This is a genomic window from Pseudomonas putida group bacterium ESBL64, assembly GCF_045277175.1.
GTDB classification, from domain to species: Bacteria; Pseudomonadota; Gammaproteobacteria; order Pseudomonadales; family Pseudomonadaceae; genus Aquipseudomonas; species Aquipseudomonas alloputida.
Window position 1 is genome coordinate 2,427,699 of record NZ_CP145799.1, and the last position, 24,254, is coordinate 2,451,952.

22 protein-coding genes are annotated in these 24,254 nt (G+C 62.6%); 9 read left to right on the forward strand and 13 right to left on the reverse strand.

Features of this window, described 5'->3' with window-relative positions:
* Positions 1–33: 33 nt before the first annotated feature.
* Complete coding sequence (gene hrpA / locus V6093_RS11035) at positions 34–3,939, reverse strand: ATP-dependent RNA helicase HrpA (protein ID WP_003254617.1); 3,906 nt, start codon at positions 3,937–3,939, stop codon at positions 34–36.
* A gap of 571 nt (positions 3,940–4,510) precedes the next feature.
* On the opposite strand from hrpA, the gene V6093_RS11040 reads away from it, so the two are divergent.
* Together V6093_RS11040 and V6093_RS11045 are read left to right on the forward strand one after the other, a co-directional pair.
* The gene (locus V6093_RS11040; protein WP_029380539.1) at positions 4,511–5,875 is read left to right on the forward strand and encodes a glutamine synthetase family protein; all 1,365 of its coding nucleotides are present in this window, start codon (positions 4,511–4,513) and stop codon (positions 5,873–5,875) included.
* Between the two features lie 24 nt (positions 5,876–5,899).
* A complete protein-coding gene (locus V6093_RS11045) occupies positions 5,900–7,207 on the forward strand; it encodes an FAD-binding oxidoreductase (RefSeq protein WP_003254619.1) in 1,308 nt (435 codons plus the stop codon).
* Between the two features lie 285 nt (positions 7,208–7,492).
* Here the strand turns inward: V6093_RS11045 and fadD1 are convergent, their stop codons facing one another.
* Both fadD1 and fadD2 read right to left on the reverse strand, forming a co-directional pair.
* On the reverse strand, positions 7,493–9,190 hold the full coding sequence (gene fadD1, locus V6093_RS11050) for a long-chain-fatty-acid--CoA ligase FadD1 (protein WP_003254620.1): 1,698 nt from the start codon (positions 9,188–9,190) through the stop codon (positions 7,493–7,495).
* A 331-nt stretch (positions 9,191–9,521) separates the two neighbouring features.
* Complete coding sequence (gene fadD2 / locus V6093_RS11055; protein WP_019750689.1) at positions 9,522–11,210, reverse strand: long-chain-fatty-acid--CoA ligase FadD2; 1,689 nt, start codon at positions 11,208–11,210, stop codon at positions 9,522–9,524.
* Between the two features lie 218 nt (positions 11,211–11,428).
* Here fadD2 and V6093_RS11060 point away from each other — a divergent pair, with 218 nt between their 5' ends.
* Both V6093_RS11060 and V6093_RS11065 read left to right on the forward strand, forming a co-directional pair.
* Complete coding sequence (locus V6093_RS11060; RefSeq protein WP_406669791.1) at positions 11,429–12,373, forward strand: alpha/beta hydrolase; 945 nt, start codon at positions 11,429–11,431, stop codon at positions 12,371–12,373.
* A gap of 34 nt (positions 12,374–12,407) precedes the next feature.
* Positions 12,408–12,878, forward strand: coding sequence for a MaoC family dehydratase (locus V6093_RS11065; protein WP_014755701.1), 471 nt, complete (start codon positions 12,408–12,410; stop codon positions 12,876–12,878).
* A gap of 118 nt (positions 12,879–12,996) precedes the next feature.
* On the opposite strand, the gene V6093_RS11070 is transcribed toward V6093_RS11065, so the two are convergent.
* From V6093_RS11070 to V6093_RS11090, 5 genes are all read right to left on the reverse strand, one after another.
* Positions 12,997–14,235: an RNA polymerase sigma factor gene (locus V6093_RS11070; RefSeq protein WP_003254625.1), complete on the reverse strand. Its 1,239-nt coding sequence runs from the start codon at positions 14,233–14,235 to the stop codon at positions 12,997–12,999.
* Entirely contained in the window at positions 14,235–14,720 is a 486-nt protein-coding gene (locus tag V6093_RS11075) for an SRPBCC family protein (protein WP_012051517.1), read from the reverse strand. The genes V6093_RS11070 and V6093_RS11075 overlap by 1 nt, the downstream gene beginning before the upstream one ends.
* Before the next feature lie 21 nt (positions 14,721–14,741).
* On the reverse strand, positions 14,742–15,086 hold the full coding sequence (locus V6093_RS11080) for a YciI family protein (RefSeq protein WP_014860684.1): 345 nt from the start codon (positions 15,084–15,086) through the stop codon (positions 14,742–14,744).
* Between the two features lie 44 nt (positions 15,087–15,130).
* Positions 15,131–15,556 carry a nuclear transport factor 2 family protein gene (locus V6093_RS11085; protein ID WP_003254630.1) on the reverse strand — a complete coding sequence of 142 codons (426 nt, stop codon included), beginning with the start codon at positions 15,554–15,556 and terminating at the stop codon, positions 15,131–15,133.
* A 192-nt stretch (positions 15,557–15,748) separates the two neighbouring features.
* Positions 15,749–16,006 (reverse strand): DUF2790 domain-containing protein, encoded by a 258-nt coding sequence (locus V6093_RS11090; RefSeq protein WP_003254632.1) that lies wholly within the window; start codon positions 16,004–16,006, stop codon positions 15,749–15,751.
* A 318-nt stretch (positions 16,007–16,324) separates the two neighbouring features.
* On the opposite strand from V6093_RS11090, the gene V6093_RS11095 reads away from it, so the two are divergent.
* The gene (locus tag V6093_RS11095) at positions 16,325–16,729 is read left to right on the forward strand and encodes a GNAT family N-acetyltransferase (protein ID WP_144000369.1); all 405 of its coding nucleotides are present in this window, start codon (positions 16,325–16,327) and stop codon (positions 16,727–16,729) included.
* Here the strand turns inward: V6093_RS11095 and def are convergent.
* The 3 genes from def to V6093_RS11110 all read right to left on the reverse strand — a co-directional run bounded on the left by def (position 16,684) and on the right by V6093_RS11110 (position 18,516).
* Positions 16,684–17,220: a peptide deformylase gene (gene def, locus V6093_RS11100; RefSeq protein ID WP_047604254.1), complete on the reverse strand. Its 537-nt coding sequence runs from the start codon at positions 17,218–17,220 to the stop codon at positions 16,684–16,686. The genes V6093_RS11095 and def overlap by 46 nt on opposite strands.
* Entirely contained in the window at positions 17,220–18,176 is a 957-nt protein-coding gene (locus V6093_RS11105) for a YihY/virulence factor BrkB family protein (RefSeq protein WP_003254637.1), read from the reverse strand. The genes def and V6093_RS11105 overlap by 1 nt, the downstream gene beginning before the upstream one ends.
* 160 nt (positions 18,177–18,336) lie before the next feature.
* A complete protein-coding gene (locus V6093_RS11110; protein WP_003254639.1) occupies positions 18,337–18,516 on the reverse strand; it encodes a CsbD family protein in 180 nt (59 codons plus the stop codon).
* Positions 18,517–18,751: 235 nt separating this feature from the next.
* Here V6093_RS11110 and V6093_RS11115 point away from each other — a divergent pair, with 235 nt between their 5' ends.
* Entirely contained in the window at positions 18,752–19,132 is a 381-nt protein-coding gene (locus V6093_RS11115) for a hypothetical protein (protein WP_003254641.1), read from the forward strand.
* A gap of 5 nt (positions 19,133–19,137) precedes the next feature.
* Here the strand turns inward: V6093_RS11115 and V6093_RS11120 are convergent, their stop codons facing one another.
* Positions 19,138–19,974, reverse strand: a complete 837-nt coding sequence (locus tag V6093_RS11120) for a S1 RNA-binding domain-containing protein (protein ID WP_010955234.1) — start codon at positions 19,972–19,974, stop codon at positions 19,138–19,140.
* Positions 19,975–20,104: 130 nt separating this feature from the next.
* Here V6093_RS11120 and V6093_RS11125 point away from each other — a divergent pair, with 130 nt between their 5' ends.
* Positions 20,105–20,965: a DUF6279 family lipoprotein gene (locus tag V6093_RS11125; protein ID WP_121783032.1), complete on the forward strand. Its 861-nt coding sequence runs from the start codon at positions 20,105–20,107 to the stop codon at positions 20,963–20,965.
* A 19-nt stretch (positions 20,966–20,984) separates the two neighbouring features.
* On the opposite strand, the gene aceK is transcribed toward V6093_RS11125, so the two are convergent.
* Entirely contained in the window at positions 20,985–22,700 is a 1,716-nt protein-coding gene (gene aceK, locus V6093_RS11130) for a bifunctional isocitrate dehydrogenase kinase/phosphatase (RefSeq protein WP_047604255.1), read from the reverse strand.
* Between the two features lie 204 nt (positions 22,701–22,904).
* Between aceK and V6093_RS11135 the strand changes: the two genes are divergently transcribed.
* Together V6093_RS11135 and V6093_RS11140 are read left to right on the forward strand one after the other, a co-directional pair.
* A complete protein-coding gene (locus V6093_RS11135) occupies positions 22,905–23,780 on the forward strand; it encodes a DMT family transporter (protein WP_004576045.1) in 876 nt (291 codons plus the stop codon).
* A gap of 13 nt (positions 23,781–23,793) precedes the next feature.
* On the forward strand, positions 23,794–24,252 hold the full coding sequence (locus tag V6093_RS11140; protein WP_019436818.1) for a DUF4265 domain-containing protein: 459 nt from the start codon (positions 23,794–23,796) through the stop codon (positions 24,250–24,252).
* Positions 24,253–24,254 lie beyond the last annotated feature (2 nt).

The window sequence follows — 24,254 nt, forward strand, 5'->3', positions numbered from 1 at the left end:
AAACGCCCCAAAGTTTGCCACAAATAATGGAGGTTAGCCTTCCACCTGACTCCATTGTTTGCTCAATCGCTTGTCAGAAATCGGCACCTTGGTCCCCAACTGCTGGGCAAACAGCGACACGCGATATTCTTCCAGCCACCAACGGTACACGGTCAGTTGCTCATCGCGCTTGCCTTCCTGGGCATGCTTGTCGGCACGGGCCTTGTACTGCGCCCACAAATTGGCCAGCTCGCCGCTCCACACCCGGTCCTTCTGTACTTGCGAGCCGAGTTTCTCGAGGCGCAACTCAACCGCCTTGAGGTAACGCGGCAACTCCTTGAACCACACCCCAGGCGTTTCGCGCACGAAGCCCGGGTACACCAGGTTGCCCAGCTGCTGCTTGATGTCGTTCAGCGCCACCGCTTGGCTCAGGTCGATCTTGCCCTTGAAGCGCTTCTGCAGCCCATGCCACAGCTTCAGCACTTCCAGGGTCTGCCTTGCCAGGCGCTCGGCATGCTCGGCCCAGCTGCCGCGCTTGCGTTCAGCCAGCGCGGCCAAGGCCGCGCCATCACGTGGCAACGGTTGTTCGCCTTCCAGGATGCAACTGTCCAGGCTGGCCAGCAGAATGTCTTCGACCAGCGCCTCGACCCGCCCCATTTCACGGTACAGCAGGCCCAGCTCGGTCAGCCCCGGGAGCTTGCCGCGCAGGAACTTGGCCGGCTCGGCCAGTTGCTGCAGCAACAGCCGTTGCAAGGCGCGGCGGTGCTGAAACTCGGCTTCGGCCTGGGTCGAGAAACGCCCCTCACGCACAGTGCCGTTGTCTTCCACCAGCGCCGGGTACACGGTCATCGACAGGCCGGCGATCTTCTGCTGGGCGGTCTGCTTCACTTCGCTGAAGGCCTTGGCCTGCACCGGCTGCTCACCCTTGGCGTCACGCGGCACGGCCAGGGCAGCCTGGCTGGCGGCAGCAAAGCGCGCGGTCAGTTCCGCCAGGTCGCGGCCTTCGCCAAGGAACTTGCCCTGGCCATCGACCACTTCGATGTTCATGCGCAGGTGGCCTTCGACCTGGTTGACCGACTCGTCCCAGGCCTCATCCGACACACGCGCACCGGTCATGCGCAGCAGCTCCTGGCCCAGGGCCTGCGGGAGCGCCCCTTGGCCGAAGGTCATGCGCGCCAGCGAAGCCTTGACGAAGTCAGGTACCGGGACAAAGTTCTTGCGCAGGGCCTTGGGCAGGTTGCGCACCAGCGCCACGCACTTGGCCTCCAGCAGGCCCGGCACCAGCCACTCCAGGCGCTCGCCCGGCAGGCTCGGCAACAGCGGCGCCGGCACCCGCACCGTCACACCATCGCGGGGGTGGCCGGGCTCGAAGTGGTAGCTCAGCGGCAGGCGCAAATCGCCCACCTGCATACTGTCGGGGTACTGTGCGGCGGTCACTTCGCTGGCCTCGCGGGCCAGCACGTCCTCCTCGCGCATGATCAGCAGGTTGGCGTCCTTCTGGCTGCCCATGCGGTACCAACTGTCGAAGGTCGCCGTCTGGTGGATTTCCGCCGGCAGGCGCGCTTCGTAGAAAGCGTACAGCGTTTCTTCGTCAGCCAGAATGTCACGCCGGCGAGCCTTGGCTTCCAGCTCGTCCAGCGCTTCAAGCAGGCGTTTGTTGGCCGCCAGGCACTTGGCCCGCGACTGGATTTCGCCACCCACCAGGCCTTCACGGATAAACAGCTCGCGCGAGGTCGCCGGGTCGATCGGGCCGTAGTGCACCGGCCGACGGCCGACCAGGATCAGCCCGTAGAGCGTGATCTGCTCGTAGGCCACCACCTGCCCGCGCTTCTTCTCCCAGTGCGGCTCGAAATGGTTTTTCTTGATCAGGTGGCCGGCCAGCGGCTCGATCCAGTCCGGCTCGATCTTGGCCACCATGCGCGCATACAGCTTGGTGGTTTCGACCAGCTCGGCAGCCATGACCCACTGCGGGCGCTTGCGTCCCAGGCCCGACGATGGATGCACCCAGAAGCGCCGCTGGCGGGCGCCCTGGTAGTCGCCCTCTTCGGTCTTCTGGCCAATCTGGCTGAGCAGCCCGCTGAGGATTGCCTTGTGCATCTTCTGGTAATCAGTCGGTTCCTTGTTCACCGTCAGCTGCAGGTCACGGCAAATCAGCGCCAACTGACGATGAGCATCGCGCCACTCGCGCAGCCGCAAGTAGTTCAGGAACTGCTTGCGGCACCAGTTGCGCAGCGGGTTGGCAGTCAGCGCCTGGCGTTGTTCCTCGAAGCCGCGCCACAGGTTGACCAGCGCAGCGAAGTCCGAGTCCACGTCCTTCCACTGTGCGTGCGCCTGGTCGGCGGCCTGCTGGCGTTCTGGAGGGCGTTCACGCGGGTCCTGCACCGACAGCGCACTGGTGACAATCAGCACTTCCTGCAGGCTGCCCAGGCGCGCGCCTTCAAGCAGCATGCGGCCCAGCCGCGGGTCGATCGGCAAGCGCGCCAGCTGGCGGCCAATTGGCGTCAGCTGGTTCTCGCGGTTAACCGCCGAAAGCTCCTGCAACAGGTTGAAACCGTCGCTGATGGCTTTGCCATCCGGCGGCTCGATGAACGGGAAGGCATCGATTGCGCCCAGGCGCAGGTGCAACATCTGCAGGATCACCGCCGCCAGGTTGGTGCGCAGAATCTCCGGGTCGGTAAACGCTGGCCGGCTGTTGAAGTCCTCTTCGCTGTAGAGACGCACGCAAATGCCCGGCTCGACCCGGCCGCAACGGCCTTTACGCTGGTTGGCACTGGCCTGTGACACCGCCTCGATCGGCAGGCGCTGGACCTTGGCGCGGTAGCTGTAGCGGCTGATGCGCGCGGTACCGGTGTCGATCACATAGCGGATGCCAGGCACGGTCAGCGAGGTTTCGGCGACGTTGGTGGCCAGCACCACGCGGCGCCCGGTGTGCGGTTGGAAGATACGCTGCTGCTCGGCCGGCGACAGGCGCGCGTACAGCGGCAAAATCTCGGTATGGCGCAGTTGCGCCTTGCGCAGGATCTCGGCGGCATCACGGATTTCCCGCTCGCCCGGCAGGAAGATCAGCACATCGCCCGGCCCCTTGCCCTCGCTACGCTCGTGCTGCGCCAGCTCGTCGAGGGTGGCAAGGATGGCCTGATCGACGGTGAGGTCATCCTCGATCTGGTTGCCTTCCTCGTCCTGTTCGCTGGTCAGCGGGCGGTACCAGGTGTCCACCGGGAAGGTGCGCCCGGACACCTCGATGATCGGCGCACCATCGAAGTGCCTGGAGAAGCGCTCCAGGTCGATGGTGGCCGAGGTGATGATCAGCTTCAGGTCCGGTCGACGATGCAGCAACGTTTTCAGGTAGCCGAGCAGGAAGTCGATGTTCAGGCTGCGCTCGTGCGCTTCGTCGACGATGATCGTGTCGTAGCGTTCAAGGAAACGGTCGTGCTGGGTTTCGGCCAGGAGGATGCCGTCGGTCATCAGCTTGACCAAGGTATTGGAATCGCTCTGGTCTTCGAAACGCACCTGGTAGCCGACCAGCGCGCCCAAGGGCGTGCCCAGCTCTTCGGCGACTCGCGCGGCCACGCTACGCGCTGCGATCCTGCGTGGCTGGGTATGGGCGATCAACCCATGGCTGCCACGGCCAAGTTCCAGGCAGATTTTCGGCAACTGGGTCGTCTTGCCAGAGCCGGTCTCGCCGGCGATCACCAACACCTGGTTTTCGGCCAGGGCCTTCTTGATTTCGTCACGCTTGGCGGCGATGGGCAGGTTGTCGTCGTAGCGTACGGTCGGCACGCTCTGCTGACGCGCGGTGACCTGAGCGCAGGAGGCCTGGACCTTCTCCACCCACTGCGCCAGCTTCGCCTCGTCGGGGCGCTTGCGCAGTTCGTGCAGTTGCCGGCGCAGGCGATGGCGGTCGGCAATCATGGCGTGGTCGAGGTTTTGCAGCAGTTTGTCGATGGCGTGGTCAGTCATGGGGCTTTTTAGTGATGCAGGTGAGCCTGCTTTTTCATGATCGGCATTCGGAAAGTCGGGCGATTGTCGCAGATTTGCGGATTCTCTGCTGCTTGCACGCTCCCTGTGAGAGCGGCCTTGTGTCGCGATAGGGCTGCAAAGCGGCCCAGAAACTTCTGAATGGTCGCTGATGGCCGGGGCCCGCTACGCGGCCCTTTCGCGACGCAAGCCCGCTCCCACATTGACCGTGATGCTTTCACCACGAATGTTTAGCCAAGTGCGATGTAAAGGTTGCCATTCACTGCTTTAATCAACCTTACGCCGCATGTGAGTATCAAAGGCATGACTCCCGCCCAGCCTATCGCCCCACCGTCGTCCCGCCCTTCGCTACCGAAGGCCCGGAGCCGTGCCGGGGAAAATCCGCTGGTCCACATCATCCTCGCCTTCTGGGCCTTGTGGCACTGCCGTCACGCGCGCCCACCGGACACCTCGCTCACGCCATTGTGACCAAACCCGGCCACCGTCTGGCCGTTTGACTCAACTGGGCCGCCTGCTTGCGCGGTGGCCCTGCGCGCCTATGAGCGAATTGATCATGCACTTTGCCCCTGTAGAGCAGGCTACCCGTTTTCTGGCCGACAACCCCGATATCGAGCTGTTCGAACTGTTCATCCTCGACGCCAACGGTGTGCCACGCGGCAAGCTGTTGCACCGCGAGGAACTGCTGGCCGTGTACCAGACAGGCCGGCCACTGCCCAGCACCATCCTTGGCCTGACCCTCAATGGCGACGACGTGGAAAACTCCGGCCTGGTGTGGGACGTAGGCGATATCGACTGCCGTGCCTACCCGCTTGACGGCAGCCTGGTGCGGCTGCCCTGGCGCCGGGTGCCCACCGCTGCAGTGCAGGTGAGCATGCACCCCAGCGAGGGGCTGCCGGCCAGCATCGCTGACCCACGCCATGTGCTGCTGCGCACCATCGAAGCGTTGAAGGCCGATGGTTACCACCCGGTGATGGCCTGCGAGCTGGAGTTCTACCTGCTCGACCAGCAGCGTGATGCCCAGGGCCGCCCACAACCGGCACTGGACAACGATGGCGGTCGCCCACGCAGCACCCAGGTCTATGGCCTGCGCGAACTGGAGCAGATCGAACCGTTCCTCGCCGACCTGTACGCTGCCTGCAAGGCCCAAGGCATCCCGGCGCGCACGGCCATTTCCGAGTACGCCCCCGGCCAGGTGGAAATCACCCTGGAGCATGGCGATGCGCTGCAGGCGATGGACCAGGCGGTGCGCTACAAGCGCCTGGTAAAAGGTGTGGCCCATGCTCACGGCATGCAGGCCTGCTTCATGGCCAAGCCATTTGCCCAACTGGCCGGCACGGGCATGCACATGCACCTGAGCCTGGCCGACAGCGCCGGCAACAACCTGTTCGCCAGCGAAGACAAGGCCGGCACCCCGCTGCTGCGCCAGGCCGTGGCCGGCATGCTGCGCCACCTGCGCGACTCGCTGCTGCTGTTCTGCCCCAACGCCAACTCGTACCGACGTTTCCAGGCCAACAGCTATGCGCCCCTGGCGCCAACCTGGGGCGTGGACAACCGCACCGTGAGCCTGCGTGTGCCAGGAGGCCCTGCCAACAGTCGCCATGTGGAGCACCGCATCTGTGGCGCGGATGCCAACCCTTACCTGGCTGCAGCGGCGATCCTCGCTGCCAGCCACCAGGGCATCCGCGAACAGCTTGACCCAGGTGCCCCCGTTGAAGGCAACGGTTACGCTCAGGCCACCGAACACCTGCCCACCGACTGGCTGACCACCCTCGACGCCCTGCAACATTCCGAATGGGCCCGTGAAGCACTGGGCGAAGACTTCCTTGGCGTGTACCTGAAGGTCAAGCGCGCCGAGTACCGCCAGTTCATGGCTGAAGTCAGCGAACAGGACTGGCGCTGGTACCTGCACCAGGCCTGAGCCCCTACAAAACAAGGAACACCCATGAACGCAGCATTGAACAACGGCCCGGCGCAGCGCGCGCCGTCCTATTACAGCGCCACCCTCAACGACCACAGCGAGTACCCGCAACTCAAAGGCACGGTGCAGGTGGATGTGGCGATCATCGGCGGTGGCTTTACGGGCGTGGCCACGGCGGTTGAACTGGCCGAGCGCGGCCTGAAGGTCGCCATCGTCGAAACCAACCGTATCGGCTGGGGCGCCAGCGGTCGCAACGGCGGCCAGGTCACCGGCAGCCTGTCGGGCGACGAGGCCATGCGCTCGCAGATGCGCAACCACCTGGGCGCCGAAGTCGACGACTTCATCTGGCACTTGCGCTGGCGCGGGCACCAGGTGATCGAGCAGCGCGTGGCGCGCTATGGCATCGATTGCGACCTCAAGCGTGGCCATTTGCATGCCGCGATGAAACCTTCGCACATGAACGAACTGCGTGCGTTCGAGGCCGAAGCACAGCGCCGCGGCATGGGCGAGCAGGTGCAACTGCTCGATCGCGCTGCAGTGGCCGAGCATCTGCAAAGCCCGCTTTATCTGGGTGCGTTGAAGAACCTGCGCAACCTGCACCTGCACCCACTCAACCTGTGCCTGGGTGAAGCCCGTGCCGCACATGGCCTGGGTGCACTGATATTCGAAAATTCCGAAGTGCTGGACATCGTCCATGGCCCGCGCCCGGCGGTGGTTACCGCCCACGGCCGGGTGGAGGCACGCCAGGTGATGTTGGCCGGCGATGTGTATCACAAGCTCGAAAAGCGCCAGCTCAAGGGCAAGATCTTCCCAGCCATGGGCGGTATCGTCACCACCGCGCCGCTGGGTGAGCTGGCCGAGCAGATCAACCCGCAGGACCTGGCGGTGTACGACTGCCGCTTCGTCCTCGACTACTACCGCCTGACGGCCGACAAGCGCCTGCTGTTCGGCGGCGGCGCCAACTACTCAGGCAAGGATTCACGCGACATCGAAGGCGAATTGCGCCCCTGCATCGAACGCACCTTCCCGGCATTGAAGGGGGTGCCGATCGAGTTCCAGTGGAGCTGCGCCATGGGCATCGTGGTCAACCGCATCCCGCAGCTGGGCAAGCTGTCGGACAACGTGTGGTACTGCCAGGGTTACTCGGGGCACGGCATTGCCACCAGCCACATCATGGGCGAGATCATGGCCGAAGCGTTGACCGGCACGCTGGAGAAGTTCGACACCTTTGCCCAGTGCAAGCATGTGCGGGTGCCGATGGGGGACTTGCTGGGGAACCCGCTGCTGGCGGCGGGGATGTGGTATTACCAGATGCTCGAGAAGCTGCGCTGAGTTGCGCGGATGTAGGCGCGGGTTTACCCGCGAAAGGGCCGGCCCTGCTGACCTATCTCCACCCGCCGTTCACCGTTGTCGCCACTACCGTATCGCGGGTAAACCCGCGCCTACAGGGGCTCACAATGTCTGAAGACGGCGCCGCATCTTATTGTGGGGCCTTGTGTCGCGAAAGGGGCGCAAAGCGCCCCCAGCCATCGTTGCATCGCCGCCGAAACCCCAGGGCCGCTTCGCGGCCCTTTCGCGACACCAGGCCGCCCCCACACTGAGCGTGCAGGCTAATGGTCAGGCGATCTTCTTCAAGCCTTGCTTCTTGAGCTCTTCATCACGCAGTTCGCGGCGCAGGATCTTGCCCACGTTGGTGGTAGGCAGCGAATCGCGGAACTCGATGTGGCGCGGTACCTTGTAACCGGTGACGTTGGCACGCATGTGCTCCATCACCTGCTCCTTGGTCACGGTCATGCCCGGCTTGACCACGATGAAGACCTTGATCACTTCACCCGATTTCTCGTCCGGCACACCGATGGCAGCGCACTGCAGCACGCCCGGCAAGGCCGCCAACACGTCTTCCAGCTCGTTGGGGTACACGTTGAAGCCCGAGACCAGGATCATGTCTTTCTTGCGGTCGACGATGCGCATGTAGCCGTCCGCCTGGATCACGGCGATGTCGCCGGTCTTCAGCCAGCCTTCGCTGTCGAGAATCTCGGCCGTGGCATCTTCACGCTGCCAGTAGCCCTTCATCACCTGCGGGCCCTTGACACACAGCTCGCCCACTTCGCCAAGCGGCAGCTCATTGCCGGCGTCGTCGATGACCTTGCACAAGGTCGACGGCACCGGAATACCGATGGTGCCCACCTGGTTCGCTTCCGACGGGTTCACCGCCGCCACCGGGCTGGTTTCGGTCATGCCGTAGCCTTCGCAGATGGCGCAACCGGTAACGGCCTTCCAGCGCTCGGCCACGCTTAGCTGCAAGGCCATGCCGCCCGACAGGGTGATTTTCAGCGCCGAGAAATCCAGGGCTCGGAACGCCTCGTTATTGCACAAGGCGACGAACAGGGTGTTAAGGCCCACAAAGCCGCTGAACTTCCACTTGCCCAGTTCCTTGACCATTGCCGGCAAGTCTCGCGGGTTGCTGATCAGCACGTTGTGGTTGCCGATCAGCATCATCGCCATGCAATGGAAGGTAAACGCATAGATGTGGTAAAGCGGCAGCGGAGTGATGAGGATTTCGCAGCCTTCGTGCAGGTTGGCGCCCATCAGTGCCCGGCACTGCAGCATGTTGGCCACCAGGTTGCGATGGGTCAGCATGGCGCCTTTGGCCACGCCGGTGGTACCGCCGGTGTATTGCAGCACCGCCACGTCGTTGGCCTGCGGGTTGGCCTCGGTCACTGGCTGGCCCTTGCCCAGCGCCAGGGCGTCATTGAAACGCACGGCCTGCGGCAGGTTGTAGGCCGGCACCATCTTCTTCACGTACTTGATCACGCTGTTGATCAGCAGGCGCTTGAGTGGCGGCAGCAGGTCGGCCACTTCGGTGACGATAACGTGCCTGACCTGGGTTTTGGGCACCACTTTTTCGGCCAGGTGGGCCATGTTGGCCAGGCACACCAGGGCCTTGGCACCCGAGTCGTTGAACTGGTGTTCCATCTCCCGCGCGGTGTACAGCGGGTTGGTGTTGACCACGATCAGCCCGGCACGCATGGCACCGAAGACCGCGACCGGGTATTGCAGGACATTGGGCAGTTGCACGGCAATGCGGTCACCCGGCTTGAGGTCGGTATGCTGCTGCAGCCAGGCGGCAAACGCCCCCGACAACGCATACAACTCGCCATAAGTGATAGTCTTGCCCAGGTTGCTAAAGGCCGGTTTGTCGGCAAAGCGTTGGCAGGATTGCTTGAGTACCGCCTGGATATTGGGGAATTCGTCAGGATTGATTTCCGCCGTAATCCCGGCTGGGTACTTATCCTTCCAAAAATTTTCGATCATGGAAGCCCACTCCTTCAGCAACAGCGAAGTTCGATTCACGCGTCGATGCGCTTATTATTGATATGAGATGACGGTTCGTTGCAAACCGGATCATCTGGAAGCGGGCCGAGAGTAACAGCTTTGCCTGGGGTCGCCTAGAGGCCAAAACAGGCCTTGCGGTCACAAAAATGACTCAATGAACAATACAGGTCATTTTTAGAGTAATTATCCAAAATGTCGCAGATAAGGCTGTATATGGCCTTTTAGAGCGGTTTAGAGGCATTCGCGGGTAAACCCGCTCCTACATTGGCGGTGTAGGAGCGGGTTTACCCGCGAAGAAGCCATCCCGGTATCACGCTATATCGCGCAACTCCCGCCGCAAAATCTTGCCCACCGGCGTCATGGGCAACGATTCGCGCAGCACGATGTGCTTGGGTACTTTGTAGCCGGTGAAGTTGGCCTTGCAGTAGGCCTTCAGCTCATCAACGCTCAGCCCCCCCTCGCGCGGCACCACGAACAGCTTGACCGCCTCGCCGGAACGCTCGTCCGGCACGCCGATAGCCGCACAGTTGGCGACCTTGGGGTGCCCCATCACCACATCCTCGATTTCGTTAGGGTACACGTTGAAGCCCGAGACGATGATCATGTCCTTCTTGCGGTCGACGATGCGGGTGAAGCCGTCCGGGTCGATCACCGCGATATCACCGGTCTTGAACCAGCCTTCTGCATCCAGTGCCTGGGCCGTTGCCTCGGGCTGCTGCCAGTAACCCTTCATGACCTGCGGGCCTTTGATGCAAAGCTCGCCCCGCTCGCCCAGCGGCAGTTCGTTGCCATCATCATCGATGACCTTGAACGCAGTACCCGCCACGGGGATGCCCACCGTACCCAGACGCGCCAGCTGGCCGTAGGGGTTGGTGCTGGCCACCGGCGAGGTTTCTGTCAGGCCGTAGCCTTCAACGATGCGGCACCCGGTAAGGTCTTCCCAGCGCTCGGCGGTGGCCTTGACCAGCGCTGTGCCACCAGAGTTGGTGACCTTCAGCGCCGAGAAGTCCAGCTGACGGAAGCCCGGGTGGTCCATCAGTGCGACAAACAAGGTATTGAGGCCCAGCAAGGCAGAGAAACGCCACTTGCCCAGCTCCTTGATGAAGCCGGGAATATCCCGAGGGTTGGTAATCAGCACGTTATGGTTGCCGGTGACCATCATGCACATGCAATTCGCGGTGAAGGCATAGATGTGGTACAGCGGCAGCGGCGCGATCATCACTTCCTGGCCGTCCTTCAGCAGCTTCTGCCCATCGGGGCCGTGCTGCGAGAAGCAGGCCAGCACCTGCAGCATGTTGGCCACCAGGTTGCCATGGGTGAGCATGGCGCCCTTGGCCAGGCCGGTGGTGCCGCCGGTGTACTGCAGCACGGCGATGTCATCGAGGTTCAGCGACACCGGTTTGGGCGACAGCCTGCGGCCCTCGCGCAGCACCTGCTTGAACGGCACCGCCTGGGGCAACTGGTAGGCCGGCACCATCTTCTTCAACTTGTCGACCACGGTGTTGACCAGCCAGCCCTTGGCGGCCGGCAGCAGGTCGCCCATCTTTGCTTCGATCAGGTACTCGATACCGGTATCGGGCAGCACCTCCTGCACGCGCTTGCCGAACATGTTCAGGTACACCAGCGCACGCGCGCCACTGTCCTTGAACTGGTGGCGCATCTCGCGCTCGGTGTACAACGGGTTGGTATTGACCACGATCAGCCCGGCGCGCATGGCACCGAATACGGCGATGGGGTACTGCAGCACATTGGGCATCTGCACGGCAATGCGCTCACCCGGTTTGAGGTCGGTGTGCTGCTGCAACCAGGCAGCGAAGGCTGCCGAATGGCGCTCCAGTTCCGCGTAGCTGAGGGTCACGCCCAGGTTGCTGAACGCCGGGCGGTCGGCAAAACGCTTGCAGGAGCGCTCGAACACCTCGACCACCGAGGCGTAGGCATTGATGTCGATGGTGGAAGGCACGCCTGCCGGGCGCTTGTCATTCCAGAAATCGGCTTGCATTTATTATTGTTCCTCTGCCTGGACCTGCACTGCGTCCTTTAATCCTTTACCTGACCGCCTGCTGGCGAAAAGGCGTTGATTCGACGTTAGCAGGTAAACCCAAGGTGGCATATACGCCAAGTGCCGCCATTAACATTGTGAATCTTATTTGTGCCCCTCCTGCAATCCGGCCGGTTGTGCATACACTGTTCGGGTAATTGCGCGCACAAGGACCCGCCATGCCCCACGACGCCTTCTGGCTGCCCGCCAGTGAGCACTGCAGCCTGTACGTACACCAATGGCTGCCGGCCAAACCGGTAAAGGCCGTGGTGCTGCTGGCCCATGGCATGGCCGAGCATGCCGGGCGCTACCAGCGCCTGGGCCAGGCCCTGAGCGAGGCCGACTTTGCCCTGTTCGCTGCCGATCAGCGTGGCCACGGGCGCACTGCCGAGCTGGGCAACCTCGGCCTGTTCGCCCGCCATCATGGCTGGAATGCCGTGGTCAACGACCTGGGATGTGTGGCCCAGCATATCGGCCAGCAGTACCCGTGCACGCCGCTGTTCCTGTTCGGCCACAGCATGGGCAGCTATATCGCCCAGGCGTACCTGCTGCATCACAGTGGCAGCCTGCACGGGGCTATCCTCAGCGGCTCCAACTACCAACCGGCCGTGCTGTACCGCTTTGCGCGGCTGATTGCCCGGCTGGAATCCTGGCGCCAGGGGCCACTGGGCAAGAGTGCACTGATCGAATGGTTGTCCTTCGGTTCGTTCAACAGCGCCTTCAAGCCCAATCGCACAGCCTTCGACTGGCTCAGCCGCGACCCGGGCGAGGTCGATCAGTACGTGAACGACCCGTTGTGCGGCTTTCGCTGCACCAACCAGTTGTGGCTCGACCTGCTGCAAGGCTTGGCGCAGATCAGTCAGCCGGGTAACCTCGCGCAGATCGATCCCAACCTGCCGATGCTGGTGATTGGCGGTGAATGTGATCCGGTCAGTGCCGGCAAGCGTCTCACCCATCTGGCCGACGCCCTGCGCGCGACCGGCAACCGACATGTACAGCTGCGCGTCTACCCGGAGGCGCGGCATGAAGTACTCAACGAAATCAACCGTGGCGAGGTCATCGCCGATATTCTCTGCTGGCTTGAACAGGCGCTGGCCCTTGGCCGCCCTGCGCGCAGTGAATGATAGCCGCCCTCGCCCAACGCTTAAGGAAGCATCGATGTCCCAGGTCACCAACACGCCTTACGAAGCCCTCGAAGTCGGCCAGACGGCCGAATACAAGAAGTCCGTTGAAGAACGTGACATTCAGCTGTTCGCCGCGATGTCCGGTGACCACAACCCGGTTCACCTGGATGCCGAATTCGCCGCCAAGAGCATGTTCCGCGAACGTATTGCCCATGGCATGTTCAGCGGCGCGCTGATCAGTGCGGCAGTGGCCTGCACACTGCCTGGCCCTGGCACCATCTACCTGGGCCAGCAGATGAGCTTCCAGAAGCCGGTGAAAATTGGCGACACCCTGACCGTGCGCCTGGAAATCCTCGAGAAGCTGCCCAAGTTCAAGGTGCGCATCGCCACCAACGTCTACAACCAGAACGACGAGCTGGTGGTCGCGGGTGAAGCCGAGATCCTGGCGCCGCGCAAGCAGCAGACCGTCGAGCTGGTGTCGCCGCCGAATTTTGTGGCGAGCTGAAGTGTGATGCAGCCAGCACCTACTTCAAGGCTGCTCTCCTGGGTAACCCGCTAATTCGTTGATTTAGCGGGCATCCTGTGGGATATGGGCTGGCCCGAAAAGAGCCGGCACCCCCACATCATTCGATAGCCTGCAAACGCCGCTCGATATGCCGCCGCTCAGGCGCCTGTCGGGTCAAGGCCAGCGCCTGCTGCCAGGCCGCTCGCGCCTCTTCTACCTGCCCCAGCTGGCAATGCAACTCGGCGCGCGCCGCATGTGCCAGGTGATAGTCCAGCAACTCCCCCCGCGCCAGAATCCCTTCGACTTCCCGCAAGCCAACCTCCGGCCCATCCCGCTTCGCCAGCGCCACCGCCCGGTTCAGCGCCACCACCGCTGATGGCCAATACCGCTGCAATACGTCATACAGGCCGACGATCTCTCCCCAGTCCGTCTCTTCAGCCGTCGCCGCTTCGGCATGCACGGCAGCAATCGCCGCCTGGACGGTATAGGCCCCGAACGCACGGCTCTGCAGGGCCTGGCGCACCAGGGCACAGCCTTCGGCAATAAACTGCCGGTCCCACAAGCTACGGTCCTGCTGCTCCAGAACCACCAAATCGCCTTGGCCATCGATGCGCGCCCGCTGCCGGGACGCCTGCAGCAGCATCAACGCCAGCAGGCCGACCGCCTCCGGGTCGGGCAGCAACTGCACCAGCAACCGCGCCAGGCGAATGGCTTCATCGCTCAGTTCCTGCTGCAGCAGTGTTTCGCCCGATGACGCCGAATAGCCCTCATTGAACACCAGGTAGATCACCCGCAACACGCTTTCCAGGCGCTCGGGCAGCTCATTGAGCTCGGGTACCTGGTACGGTATGCCCGCGTCACGGATCTTGGCCTTGGCACGCACGATCCGCTGGGCGATGGTTGTCGGGCTTTGCAGAAAGGCGCGGGCGATCTGCTCGGTGGTCAGGTCGCAGACTTCGCGAAGCGTCAATGGCACCTGAGCGTCGGCCGACAGGGCCGGATGGCAACAGGTGAAGATCAGCCGCAGGCGGTCATCCGCCAGCAGTTCTTCTTCACTGGGGTCCTGCGCCTGACCATCCAGCAGCATGCTCAAGTCCGCCTGGGAGCGGTCGAAGCGGACGCGCCGGCGCAGCGCGTCGATGGCCTTGAAGCGCCCGACAGAGACCAGCCACGCTCGCGGGTTTGCGGGGATACCGTCGCGTTGCCAGCGCTCGACGGCAATGAAGAAGGCGTCATGCATGGCCTCCTCGGCCAGGTCAAAATCACCCAGCAAGCGGATCAGTGTCGCCAGTATGCGCCGCGACTCCTGCCGGTACACGGCCTCGACTTCGGCGCTCACCTGGGCCAGTGCTGCCATCAGTCGGGCATCCGCTGGGTCACCACCTCCACCAGGCGGTCCAGGCTTTCTCCCCAGCCTTGGTGGAAGCCCATTTCTTCATGGGCCCGGCAGTCGGTGGCATTCCAGTGCCAGGCACGGGCGGTGTAGCGGGTTTTGCCCTGTTCCTCGTCAAAGCTGATCACGGCGGTCATGAAGGCCTTGTCCGACGGCACCCAACCGGGGCCGAAGGCATCGGTGAACACCAGCCGGCGTGGCGCGGCAATTTCCAGGAAAACGCCCTGGTTCGGGTACTCGCTGCCATCCGGCGCGCGCATCAGGGTGCGAAACAGGCCACCGGCCCACAACTGCATCTCACACTCCGGGGTGGTCATGCCGCGCGGCCCCCACCACTGCATCAGCCACTGGGGTTCGGTCCAGGCGCGAAATACTTTGGCCGGTGGTGCGTCGATCAGGCGGCTGATGGACAACTCGTGTTGCGCCTGGGCAATGGGTGCAAGGCTCATGCTGATGGTTCTCCTTGGCTGTCAGGGTTGCAGCTCGCGCACTGGTCGCACCTCGACACTGCCGACCCGCGCAGCAGGGATGCCCTTGGCGATATTCAGCGCTTCGTTGAGGTCGCGGGCCTCCACCAGGTAAAAGCCCGCCAGTTGCTCCTTGGTTTCGGCGAACGGGCCGTCGGTCAGGCTCATGCGCCCGTTACGCATACGCACCGTGGTGGCCGTCTGCACCGACTTCAGCGCCTCGGCCGCCAGCATGCGCCCGGAACCGTGAATGGCTTCGGCGTAGGCCATGCATTCAGCGTCTGCCGGGCTGTCGGGCAGGCTGTGCAACAGCCCCTCGTCACAATAGACCAGGCACAGGTATTTCATGGTCGCCTCCAAGGCATTGGCAAAGTGCGTTTGGCGATAAAGGCTCAGGGCTTGAGATCGAACAGGGCCTTTTGCGTTTCCATGTCGAAAGGCGCCGACCAGTGTTCGTGGATGACCTGCCACTGGCCGCCTTGACGACGATAGCCCACCGTGGCGCGCATGAAGCCGCACTGGCTTTCGTCGTCGCCCGGGCCGCAGCGGTTCAGCCAATGGGCCAGGGCCAGATCGCCAGCGGCGTACACGGTAAGTTGGGCAAGTTCGAACACCATGGGGCCGGTGCACATGCCCATGCACATTTCCCAGTGCGCCGTGTAGGCGGACTTGCCTTTGAATTGCAGAGCCTGGATGGCATCGAAGGCGACGATATCGTCGGCATAGGGGGCGATGATGCCCGGGATGTCGCGATCGCGCACGGCTTGCATCCAGCGCTCGATCAATTGGCGGATTTCGGATTCGGCTGCGGTGCTCATCGGGGGTACCTCCGACAGATCATAGGGGTGGGGCACGGTGTGTGACGCGTGCCTTCAGCTATGGTCGAACGGGAAGCGGAGGATTCGACAGGCGGGGACATTATTCTGTATTGGCGGAGCACCTGGGAGATCGCATCAGGGCCAGCAAGTGCCCGCCACAGCGTTTTCAGCCCCTGTGGCGGGCACCGCCAGTCAACCCTGCTGGCAACCTTCTCCCATGGCACGGTACTGGATGGTGTGCACCTGGCCCTGATGGTCTTCATAGGTCATGGTCGCAGGTACCACTTCGCAGACATTGGGGATGGTCGACAGGTTGATCACCCGCTTGATGTCCAGGTTCATCGAGTAGTCGTACTGCTGAGCCACAGGCTCGCTGGAGACGGGTTTGGCCTCATCGGCGAGGGCGAACGAGGACATACCGACCAATGCAAGAATCAGTAATGGTTTCATGTGGTTTTGCCTTTAGAGCGTTCAAGCTGATCGATTGACTTCTATTGCCGTATCCGGCGCGGAGAAGTTGTCATCTAGGGTCTAGATGGCACGAAGTACCGATCCCGCTTCGTACTGCCAGGGGGGATGAAGAAAATTCTACTCCCGGCCAGTAATAGTTGAACCCCGGAGTCGGATATTCACCCTTGCCGGTTTTGCAACAATCTGCGACAAAGTGGCCGCAAATCATCAGGCCAGAGCCTCTGGCCACGTTTCAGGGTAGGACTCACCATTTCTGAAAAATTGTCCTGTTCGACGCTTTCGGACACAGAACGCCGTTTGCTGGACCACTTCTACCGCCAGCACAGCTCACGCATGCGCGCTGCAAGCGACGCCGAACTGTGGGTAGCGCGGGACCCTGGCATCATCGCCGGGCTGAGCCTGAGTGCGGTGGGTGAGGGATTCTGGCTGACGGGCCTGTTCGTCGCCCCGCAGCGACGCAACCAAGGGGTGGCCGCGCAGTTGATCGAGGCAGCACTGTCGCAGGTTGACGGGCCCGTCTGGCTGTTCTGTCATCCCGACCTGACGCCCTTCTACCAGCGCCTGGGTTTCGACCTGGCCCAACAGCTGCCAGAAGCCCTGGCCAGCCGCCTGCTTCGCTATCAGCGCAACAAACGCCTGGTAGCCCTGCAGCGAGGTCAGTCGTCGCTGACCTCAAGCCCAGGGAACAGCACCTCGGTGTAGCCGAACCTGGCAAAGTCCTGGATGCGCGAGGGGTATAGCCGGCCGATCAGGTGGTCGCACTCGTGCTGCACCACCCGCGCATGGAAGCCATCGGCAAAGCGGTTGATCGGGTTGCCCTGGGGGTCGATGCCCTGGTAGCCGATATGCTTGAAGCGCGGCACCACGCCGCGCAAGCCAGGCACCGACAGACAACCTTCCCAGCCGTCCTCGATCTCGCTTGAGGTCGGGGTGATGACCGGATTCAGCAGAATGGTCTGCGGCACCGCCTCGGCATCGGGGTATCGCTCGCTGCGCTCGAAGCCGAAGATCACCAACTGCAGGTCGATGCCGATCTGCGGGGCGGCCAGGCCCACACCGCCTACGTGACGCATGGTTTCGAACATGTCGTCGATCAGTTGCTGCAGTTCGGCACTGCCAAGCAGGTGCTCGGGCACTGGCGGAGCGATGCGCAGCAGGCGTTCGTCGCCCATCTTGAGAATGTCACGGATCATCAGGGGTTCGGCTCGACGCTATGAGGTTTGCTCGGGTTCGGGTGCTCGTGACCCAGTACAGTCAAGGTTTCCTTGGGCTTTTCCCCGTCGAAGTCTTTCTCGCCCGGGTTCTTGCCTTCGGCTGACATGTGCTCGATCACCGCATTCATTTCGGCGCCGAGCAGCAGCACGGCAGCCGAAATATAGAAATACAGCAACAGCACGATGATTGCACCAATGCTGCCGTACATGGCGTTGTAGTCGGCAAAGGTCTTCACGTAGTAGGCAAAGCCCAGTGAGGCCACGATCCACACCACAACCGCCAGCACCGAACCCGGGGTGATGAAGCGAAACTGCTGTTTCACATCAGGCATCACGTAATAGATCAGGGCCACTGCCACCATCAGCAGAATGATGATCACCGGCCAGCGCAGGATGGTCCACAGTGTGACGATGAACTCCTGCATGCCGATCTGGGCGGCTATCCATTCCATCACCTGCGGGCCCAGCACCATCAGTGCTGCGGCCGCCAGCAGCATGCCAGCCAGGCCCACGGTGTAGAAAATGGAAAGCGGGATACGCTTCCACACCGGGCGCCCTTCGGGCACATCGTAAGCGGCGTTCATGGCGCTCATCATCAGGCGCACGCCGGCGGAGGCGGTCCACAGGGCGATCACGATACCCACCGACAGCAGCCCGCCCTTGGATTGTTGCAACTGGTCGATCACCGGGTTCACCTGCTCCAGCGCCTGGGGCGGTAACACCAGTTCCGATTGCAGACGCAGCCAGGAGAAAAAGTCCGGCAAGTGCAGGAAACCGATCAGGGCAATCAGGAACAACAGGAAGGGGAATAGCGAGAACAGCGCCTGGTAGGCCAGCGCTGAGGCATAGGTGGACATCTCGTCGTCGAGGAATTCCTTGACGGTGCGAACCAGCACGCGGTGCAGGGGCAAGCCGCGCAGGTCGGGGAAAATCATAGCGTCTCCTTTCGCCGCTTGATCGTTACACAGGCAAGTCTAATAGACCGTGCCCGTGCTGTGCTGCTCCCGGCCGTGATTGAAGAATTTGCTTACGAATAGTGCCGGCCTCTACGCGGGTTTACCCGCCAGAGGCCGGCACAGGCCGCCTCACCTCAAGTCAAGGCTTCTTCACCGCATCCTTCACATTGCCCTTGATCTGTTGCGCCTCGCCTTTAAGCTCCTGCGCCTTGCCTTCGGCCCGCAGCTTGTCGTTGTCGGTCACCTTGCCAACACCCTGTTTCACGTTGCCGATCGCTTCGTTGGCCAAGCCTTTCGCTTTGTCTTTAGTACCGCTCATGGCAAAACTCCTGCAAATGGAGACACGTGAACCGTGTCGACAGTAGGTTGACCCAACGCCTGGGCCAGGAGTTTCAACGGATTTTCCGGCCAGAAGCCGAACGGTAAAACGGCAGGCGAATACCGCCCAAGCCCGCGAAGAGGCCGGCACAGGCACCGCAAGTCACAAACCTTGCCCCGCCCCGTGCCACCCCTCACAATGCAGGCCTTCATAGCGTCAACTCGCAGGAACCTGCATGAAACTCGACAAACCCGCCGCCATCGCCCGGCGCAACGAAGCACTGGCCCGGCCGGTGCTGACCAGCAGCAATACCCTGTTCGCCATCCTGGACAACAAACGCAACCTGTGGTGGTTCGAAGTGCCAGTGGCACTGCTGGGCAAGGGCCAGGCCGACTGGGTCAACCTGCTGCTGCACACGCCAGAAAGCGATGAACTGCAGCACCTGAAGGTGCCCACCAATTTCCTCAAGGCTCACCTGGAGCAAATGGAAGTGCGCAAGCCCGGCAAGCGCCGCTCCACCATCAGCCTGGCCCTCAGCGCCGACCGTGACTCGCTGCTGCGCGACACCCGTCCGGGTGGCGAGCAGCTGGACTTCCGCAACTTCGTACAGGCGTAAGGCCGTCAGGCTTTCTCGATGCGATCGTCATGGATGACGATCAGGCCCTGCTTGAACAACCCGCCAATGGCCTTCTTGAAGTTGCCCTTGCTGACGTTGAACAGCTTGCTGATCAACGCAGGGTCACTCTTGTCGCACACCCCCAACACCCCGCCTTCGGCTTCCAGGCGCGCCATGATCTGCTCTTGAAGGGTGTCCGCCAGGGCGGCGCCTACCGGCTGCAGGCTCAACGAAATCTTGCCGTCCTGGCGCACTTCCTTGATGAAGCCCTTCTCGTGCATGCCCGAGCGCAAGAACTTGAACACCTCGTTCTTGTGGATCAGGCCCCAGTGGCGGTTGTTGATGATGGCCTTGAAGCCCATCGGCGTTTCGCCGGCTACCAGCAGCTCGACCGGCTGGCCAACCTTGTAGTCGGCCGGGGTGACATCGAGGTAGCGGTCCAGGCGCGACGTGGCAGTGATCCGGCGGGTGCGCTTGTCGAGGTACACGTGCACCACGCAATAATCGCCGATCTTCAGTGGCCGTGCCTCTTCCGAGTACGGCATCAGCAGGTCCTTGGACAGGCCCCAGTCCAGGAAGATACCGGCACCGTTGATGTCCTTGACCTTCAGGCTGGCGAACTCGCCAACCTGCACCTTGGGCTTCTCGGTAGTGGCGATCAGCTGGTCTTCGCTGTCCAGGTAGATGAACACGTTCAACCAGTCATCGACCTCGGTCTCGGCGTTTTTCGGGATGTAGCGCCCGGGCAGCAGGATTTCGCCATCGGCGCCGCCGTCCAGGTACAGACCGAAGTCCACGTGTTTCACGATTTGCAAACTGTTGTAACGCCCAAGCAGAGCCATTTCCGATGATCCTCAAGACAAGGCGGCTATTCTACACCTGAAGCCACCACATGGCCCGACCACTCATGCAGTGGAACCGCCAGGCCGCACTTGCATCTACCTTCTGACCAGCCTGAGGAAGGAACAGCACATGCCGCTACGCCTGCCCAAAGCCCTGCTTATCGCCATCGGCTTCGCCCTGGCCTTGGCCGCCTGCAGCCGCATCGACCTGGCCTATCGCAACCTCGACCGCCTGGTGCCGTGGTCGCTGAGCGACTACCTGGACATGAACCGCGAGCAAAGGGCGCTGCTGGACGATCGGTTGCGCGAGCACCTGGCCTGGCATTGCAAGACTCAACTGCCCGGCTACCTTGACTGGCTCGACCGGCTACGTGAGCTGGTCGCCGACGACCAGGTCACCGACCAGGCCCTGCAGCAAAGCACCCGCGAGGTCCGTGAGGCAATTGGTCGGGTGGCCGAGGAAATCACCCCTTCGGCCACCGAACTGCTGCGCGGCATGAGCGACGACCAGGTAGCGCAGATGCGTGAAGCCTTCCGCGATGACATCAGTGAGCGGCAAAAGCAGTATGTGGATACGCCATTGCCGAAGCAGATGGCCCGCCGTAGCGAGCGCATGGAAAAACGCCTGACGCCATGGTTTGGCGAGTTGACGGCGGTACAGAAGCAACGCATCCAGACCTGGTCTCAAGCGCTGGGTGACCAGAACCGTGAATGGATCGCCAACCGTGCCCACTGGCAACAGCAACTGCTGTTGGCGATGAACCAGCGCAACGACTCCAGCTTCGAGCCGCGCCTGGCGACCTTGTTGCAGCGCAAGGAGAGTTTGTGGACACCCGAGTACCGGGCGGCGTATCAGAATACCGAGCGACAGGCGCGCAGCCTGCTGGTGGACCTGGTGCGGCAAAGCACCCCGCAACAGCGGCGGTTCCTGCAGGAACGGCTGAGCAAGGTGCGTACCCATTTGAGCGAGATGAAGTGTTTGAAGGCGTGACAGGCCTGTTCGACCTGATTCACCGGGCCTTGCGCCGATACGGAAACACATCGATCACTTTCCCCTCACGTATCGCCGCCTGCAGCCCCTTCCAGTAATCCGCGTCATACAGTTCCCCATGCAAGCGGCTGAACAACCGCCGCTGGCCCATATCGGCAAACAGAAACGGCGGAAACTCTTCGGGAAACACATCATGCGGCCCGATCGAGTACCACGGCTCGCCCGACATTTCGTCCTCCGGGTATCGCGGTGGCGGAATGTGGCGGAAATTCACCTCGGTCAGGAAGCTGATTTCGTCATAGTCGTAGAACACTACCCGGCCATGGCGGGTCACGCCGAAGTTCTTCAGCAACATGTCGCCGGGGAAGATGTTCGCCGCCGCCAACTGCTTGATGGCCAGGCCGTAGTCCTCCAGTGCCTCCAGCACCTGGCCCTCGGTGGCATGCTCCAGGTACAGGTTCAACGGCGTCATGCGCCGCTCGGTCCAACAGTGGCGGATCAGCACCGTGTCGCCCTCCAGCGCCACCGTCGACGGTGCCACCTCCAGCAACTCGGCCAGGCAATCCGGCTCGAACTTGCTGCGCGGAAAGCGAAAATCGGCAAACTCCTGGGTGTCGGCCATACGCCCCACCCGGTCGACGCTCTTCACCAGCCGGTACTTGTCGATCACCGTGGCGCGGTCCACGGTTTTCGATGGCGAGAAGCGGTCCTTGATGATCTTGAACACCGTATTGAAGCCGGGCAAGGTGAACACGCTCATGACCATGCCCCGTACCCCTGGCGCCATGACAAAGCGGTCATCACTGCTGGCCAGGTGGTTGATCAGCGCGCGGTAGAACTCCGACTTGCCCTGCTTGTAGAACCCGATCGAGGTGTATAGCTCGGCAATGTGCTTGCCCGGCAGGATGCGCTTGAGGAAATTGACGAACTCGGCGGGCACCGGGACATCGGCCATGAAGTAAGAGCGGGTGAACGAAAAGATGATCGACACCTCGGCCTCGTCGGTAATCAGCGCATCGGCCTCGATGCCGTGGCCCTCGCGGTGCAGCAAGGGAATCACCAACGGCCACTGCTCATCGCTGTTGTACAGGCGGCCGACCAGATAGGCCCCCTTGTTGCGGTAAAGCACGGGTACAAACAGCTCCACGGCCAGCGTCGGGTCCTTGCACACCCAGTCGGGCAGGCATTCGCGCAGTTGTTCTTCCAGCCGCGCCAGGTCGCCTTCCAGGTCGCCATAGGGCATGTCGAACGGGTAATCGGCGAACACCGCGCGCAGCAAGTTCCTGAGACTGCCGTCAAGCCGATAGGTACGGGTTTGCGCCGCGCGCTCGCGGCCGCGCATGGAAGGCCGGGTCGTGTGGATGAACATGCAGCCGTCGCTGATCAGGTCATGGCTGAACAGGCTGCAAAACAGCGAGTTGTACCAGGTCTCTGCCAGCTCGTCGTCCAGGCGTGGGTCGATCAGGTGGATATAGGCGTTTTTCACCAGCGGCCACTGTTCCACGTCCAGCAGCACCTCTGCGGCAAAGGCCTGGCGCAGCCAACCGTTGACTTCGGCGACTTTCTCTTCGTAGAGATTGATGCGGGCGGCGGCGGCCTGCTGGATATCCTGCCAGCGCGCCTGCTCGAAGCGCTTGCGGGCTCCGAGGGTGATGCGCTGGAAATGATCGCGGTAGTCGTCGAAGCCGGCGAGGATCATCCGGGCGATTTCGACAGCGGGCCAGGGCTGGGACATGCGTGGGGCCTCGGAACTGGGATTGAGTACAGAGCTTAGCCGCCCTTGGCTTCATGGGTTACTGCCATTGAAGGCCCGAGCTGTAGTTGCAGCTGCCTTGCCCAGAGCCCTGCAGCCCAAGAGGAATTACACAGCAAGAAAGCACAAGAATCCCCCCGCCCCCTGGCGTACACTCGCGCCCCTGCCTTACCTCCGGAGACCGTTGTGAGCCCCATCGCCCTAGCCCGCCTGCTGACCCTTGCCGCCGTCTGGGGAGCGAGTTTCCTGTTCATGCGCATCATCGCCCCCGAACTGGGCACGGTGCCGACCGCGTTCTTCCGGGTTTCCATCGCCTGCCTAGGCCTGATCGTGCTTCTGGCCGCCGCCCGCGTGCGCTGGGACTTCCAGGGCAAGCTCGGTGCGTGCCTGGTGCTGGGCATGATCAACTCCGGCATCCCCGCCACCTTCTACTCGGTGGCGGCCCAGGTGCTGCCGGCCGGCTATTCGGCGATCTTCAACGCCACCACCCCGCTGATGGGTGTGCTGGTCGGCGTACTGTTCTTCCGCGAGCCAATGACCCTGGCCAAACTCTGCGGCATCTTCCTTGGCCTGTTCGGCGTCGGCATCCTTAGCGGCGCCGGCCCGGTGGCACTGGACATGGCCCTGCTGCAAGGCGCCCTCGCCTGCCTGGCGGCCACCACCTGCTACGGCTTTGCCGGGTTCCTCGCCCGCCGCTGGATCAGCGGCCTGGACAGCCGTCTTTCCGCACTGGGCAGCATGCTCGGCGCCACGCTGATGCTGACACCGCTGTTCGGCTGGAGCGCACTCACCCAACCGCCCGCCAGCTGGGGGGGCTGGGAGGTGTGGTTGTCGTTGCTGGGGCTGGGTTTGCTGTGCACCGCCTTTGCCTACATCCTGTACTTCCGCCTGCTCGAAGAAATCGGCCCGGTAAAAGCCAGCACCGTGACCTTCCTGATCCCGGTATTCGGCGTATTGTGGGGGGCATGGCTGCTGAATGAGCCGTTGTCGATGGCGCACCTATACGGCGGCCTGCTGATTGGCCTGGCCTTGTGGCTGGTGCTGCGCCCGGCGCGCAGCTGAAGCGGGGTACTGCATGAACAGCGCGTACAAAAAGGTCCTGTTCCGCCTGGAACAGGACGAGAACGGCTACCCACCAGCCTCGGTCGAGGGCCTGTGGGCCAAGGCCGTGGAAGGCGGCTACGCCATCGACAACATACCCTTCCATGTCTATGGCATCGCCCCGGGCGACGTGATCGACACCCGCGAGGAAGCAGGCGAAACCTGGTTCGCAGAACTGCGCCATAGCAGCGGCAGCTCAGTGTTCCGGGTGGTCGTCAAACCACCGGAAACCCTCGACCAGGTACGCGCAGCATTGCTGGATTTCGGCTGCGCCTGTGAAACCGAGCAAGCAGTGAAGATGTTGGCGGTCGAGGTCCCGCCGCAACGCTCGCTCGATACCCTGCTCTACTACCTGCTCACCCAGCGCGAAGCCGGCCTGCTGGACTTCGAGGAAGGCGTGTTGCGCCACGCCATCCCCGAAGAATTCCGCTAGGG

Excerpts from the sequence above, each read along its gene's own strand:
- V6093_RS11105 (WP_003254637.1), bottom strand. The coding sequence starts at position 18,176 with ATGATTTTCCCCGACCTGCGCGGCTTGCCCCTGCACCGCGTGCTGGTT.
- V6093_RS11080 (WP_014860684.1), bottom strand. The coding sequence starts at position 15,086 with ATGAAATACCTGTGCCTGGTCTATTGTGACGAGGGGCTGTTGCACAGC.
- V6093_RS11140 (WP_019436818.1), top strand. The coding sequence starts at position 23,794 with ATGAACAGCGCGTACAAAAAGGTCCTGTTCCGCCTGGAACAGGACGAG.
- V6093_RS11065 (WP_014755701.1), top strand. The coding sequence starts at position 12,408 with ATGTCCCAGGTCACCAACACGCCTTACGAAGCCCTCGAAGTCGGCCAG.
- V6093_RS11070 (WP_003254625.1), bottom strand. The coding sequence starts at position 14,235 with ATGGCAGCACTGGCCCAGGTGAGCGCCGAAGTCGAGGCCGTGTACCGG.
- fadD2 (WP_019750689.1), bottom strand. The coding sequence starts at position 11,210 with ATGCAAGCCGATTTCTGGAATGACAAGCGCCCGGCAGGCGTGCCTTCC.
- V6093_RS11045 (WP_003254619.1), top strand. The coding sequence starts at position 5,900 with ATGAACGCAGCATTGAACAACGGCCCGGCGCAGCGCGCGCCGTCCTAT.
- V6093_RS11120 (WP_010955234.1), bottom strand. The coding sequence starts at position 19,974 with ATGGCTCTGCTTGGGCGTTACAACAGTTTGCAAATCGTGAAACACGTG.
- V6093_RS11125 (WP_121783032.1), top strand. The coding sequence starts at position 20,105 with ATGCCGCTACGCCTGCCCAAAGCCCTGCTTATCGCCATCGGCTTCGCC.
- V6093_RS11115 (WP_003254641.1), top strand. The coding sequence starts at position 18,752 with ATGAAACTCGACAAACCCGCCGCCATCGCCCGGCGCAACGAAGCACTG.
- aceK (WP_047604255.1), bottom strand. The coding sequence starts at position 22,700 with ATGTCCCAGCCCTGGCCCGCTGTCGAAATCGCCCGGATGATCCTCGCC.
- V6093_RS11110 (WP_003254639.1), bottom strand. The coding sequence starts at position 18,516 with ATGAGCGGTACTAAAGACAAAGCGAAAGGCTTGGCCAACGAAGCGATC.
- V6093_RS11090 (WP_003254632.1), bottom strand. The coding sequence starts at position 16,006 with ATGAAACCATTACTGATTCTTGCATTGGTCGGTATGTCCTCGTTCGCC.
- def (WP_047604254.1), bottom strand. The coding sequence starts at position 17,220 with ATGATCCGTGACATTCTCAAGATGGGCGACGAACGCCTGCTGCGCATC.
- fadD1 (WP_003254620.1), bottom strand. The coding sequence starts at position 9,190 with ATGATCGAAAATTTTTGGAAGGATAAGTACCCAGCCGGGATTACGGCG.
- V6093_RS11060 (WP_406669791.1), top strand. The coding sequence starts at position 11,429 with ATGCCCCACGACGCCTTCTGGCTGCCCGCCAGTGAGCACTGCAGCCTG.
- V6093_RS11040 (WP_029380539.1), top strand. The coding sequence starts at position 4,511 with ATGCACTTTGCCCCTGTAGAGCAGGCTACCCGTTTTCTGGCCGACAAC.
- V6093_RS11075 (WP_012051517.1), bottom strand. The coding sequence starts at position 14,720 with ATGAGCCTTGCACCCATTGCCCAGGCGCAACACGAGTTGTCCATCAGC.
- V6093_RS11085 (WP_003254630.1), bottom strand. The coding sequence starts at position 15,556 with ATGAGCACCGCAGCCGAATCCGAAATCCGCCAATTGATCGAGCGCTGG.
- hrpA (WP_003254617.1), bottom strand. The coding sequence starts at position 3,939 with ATGACTGACCACGCCATCGACAAACTGCTGCAAAACCTCGACCACGCC.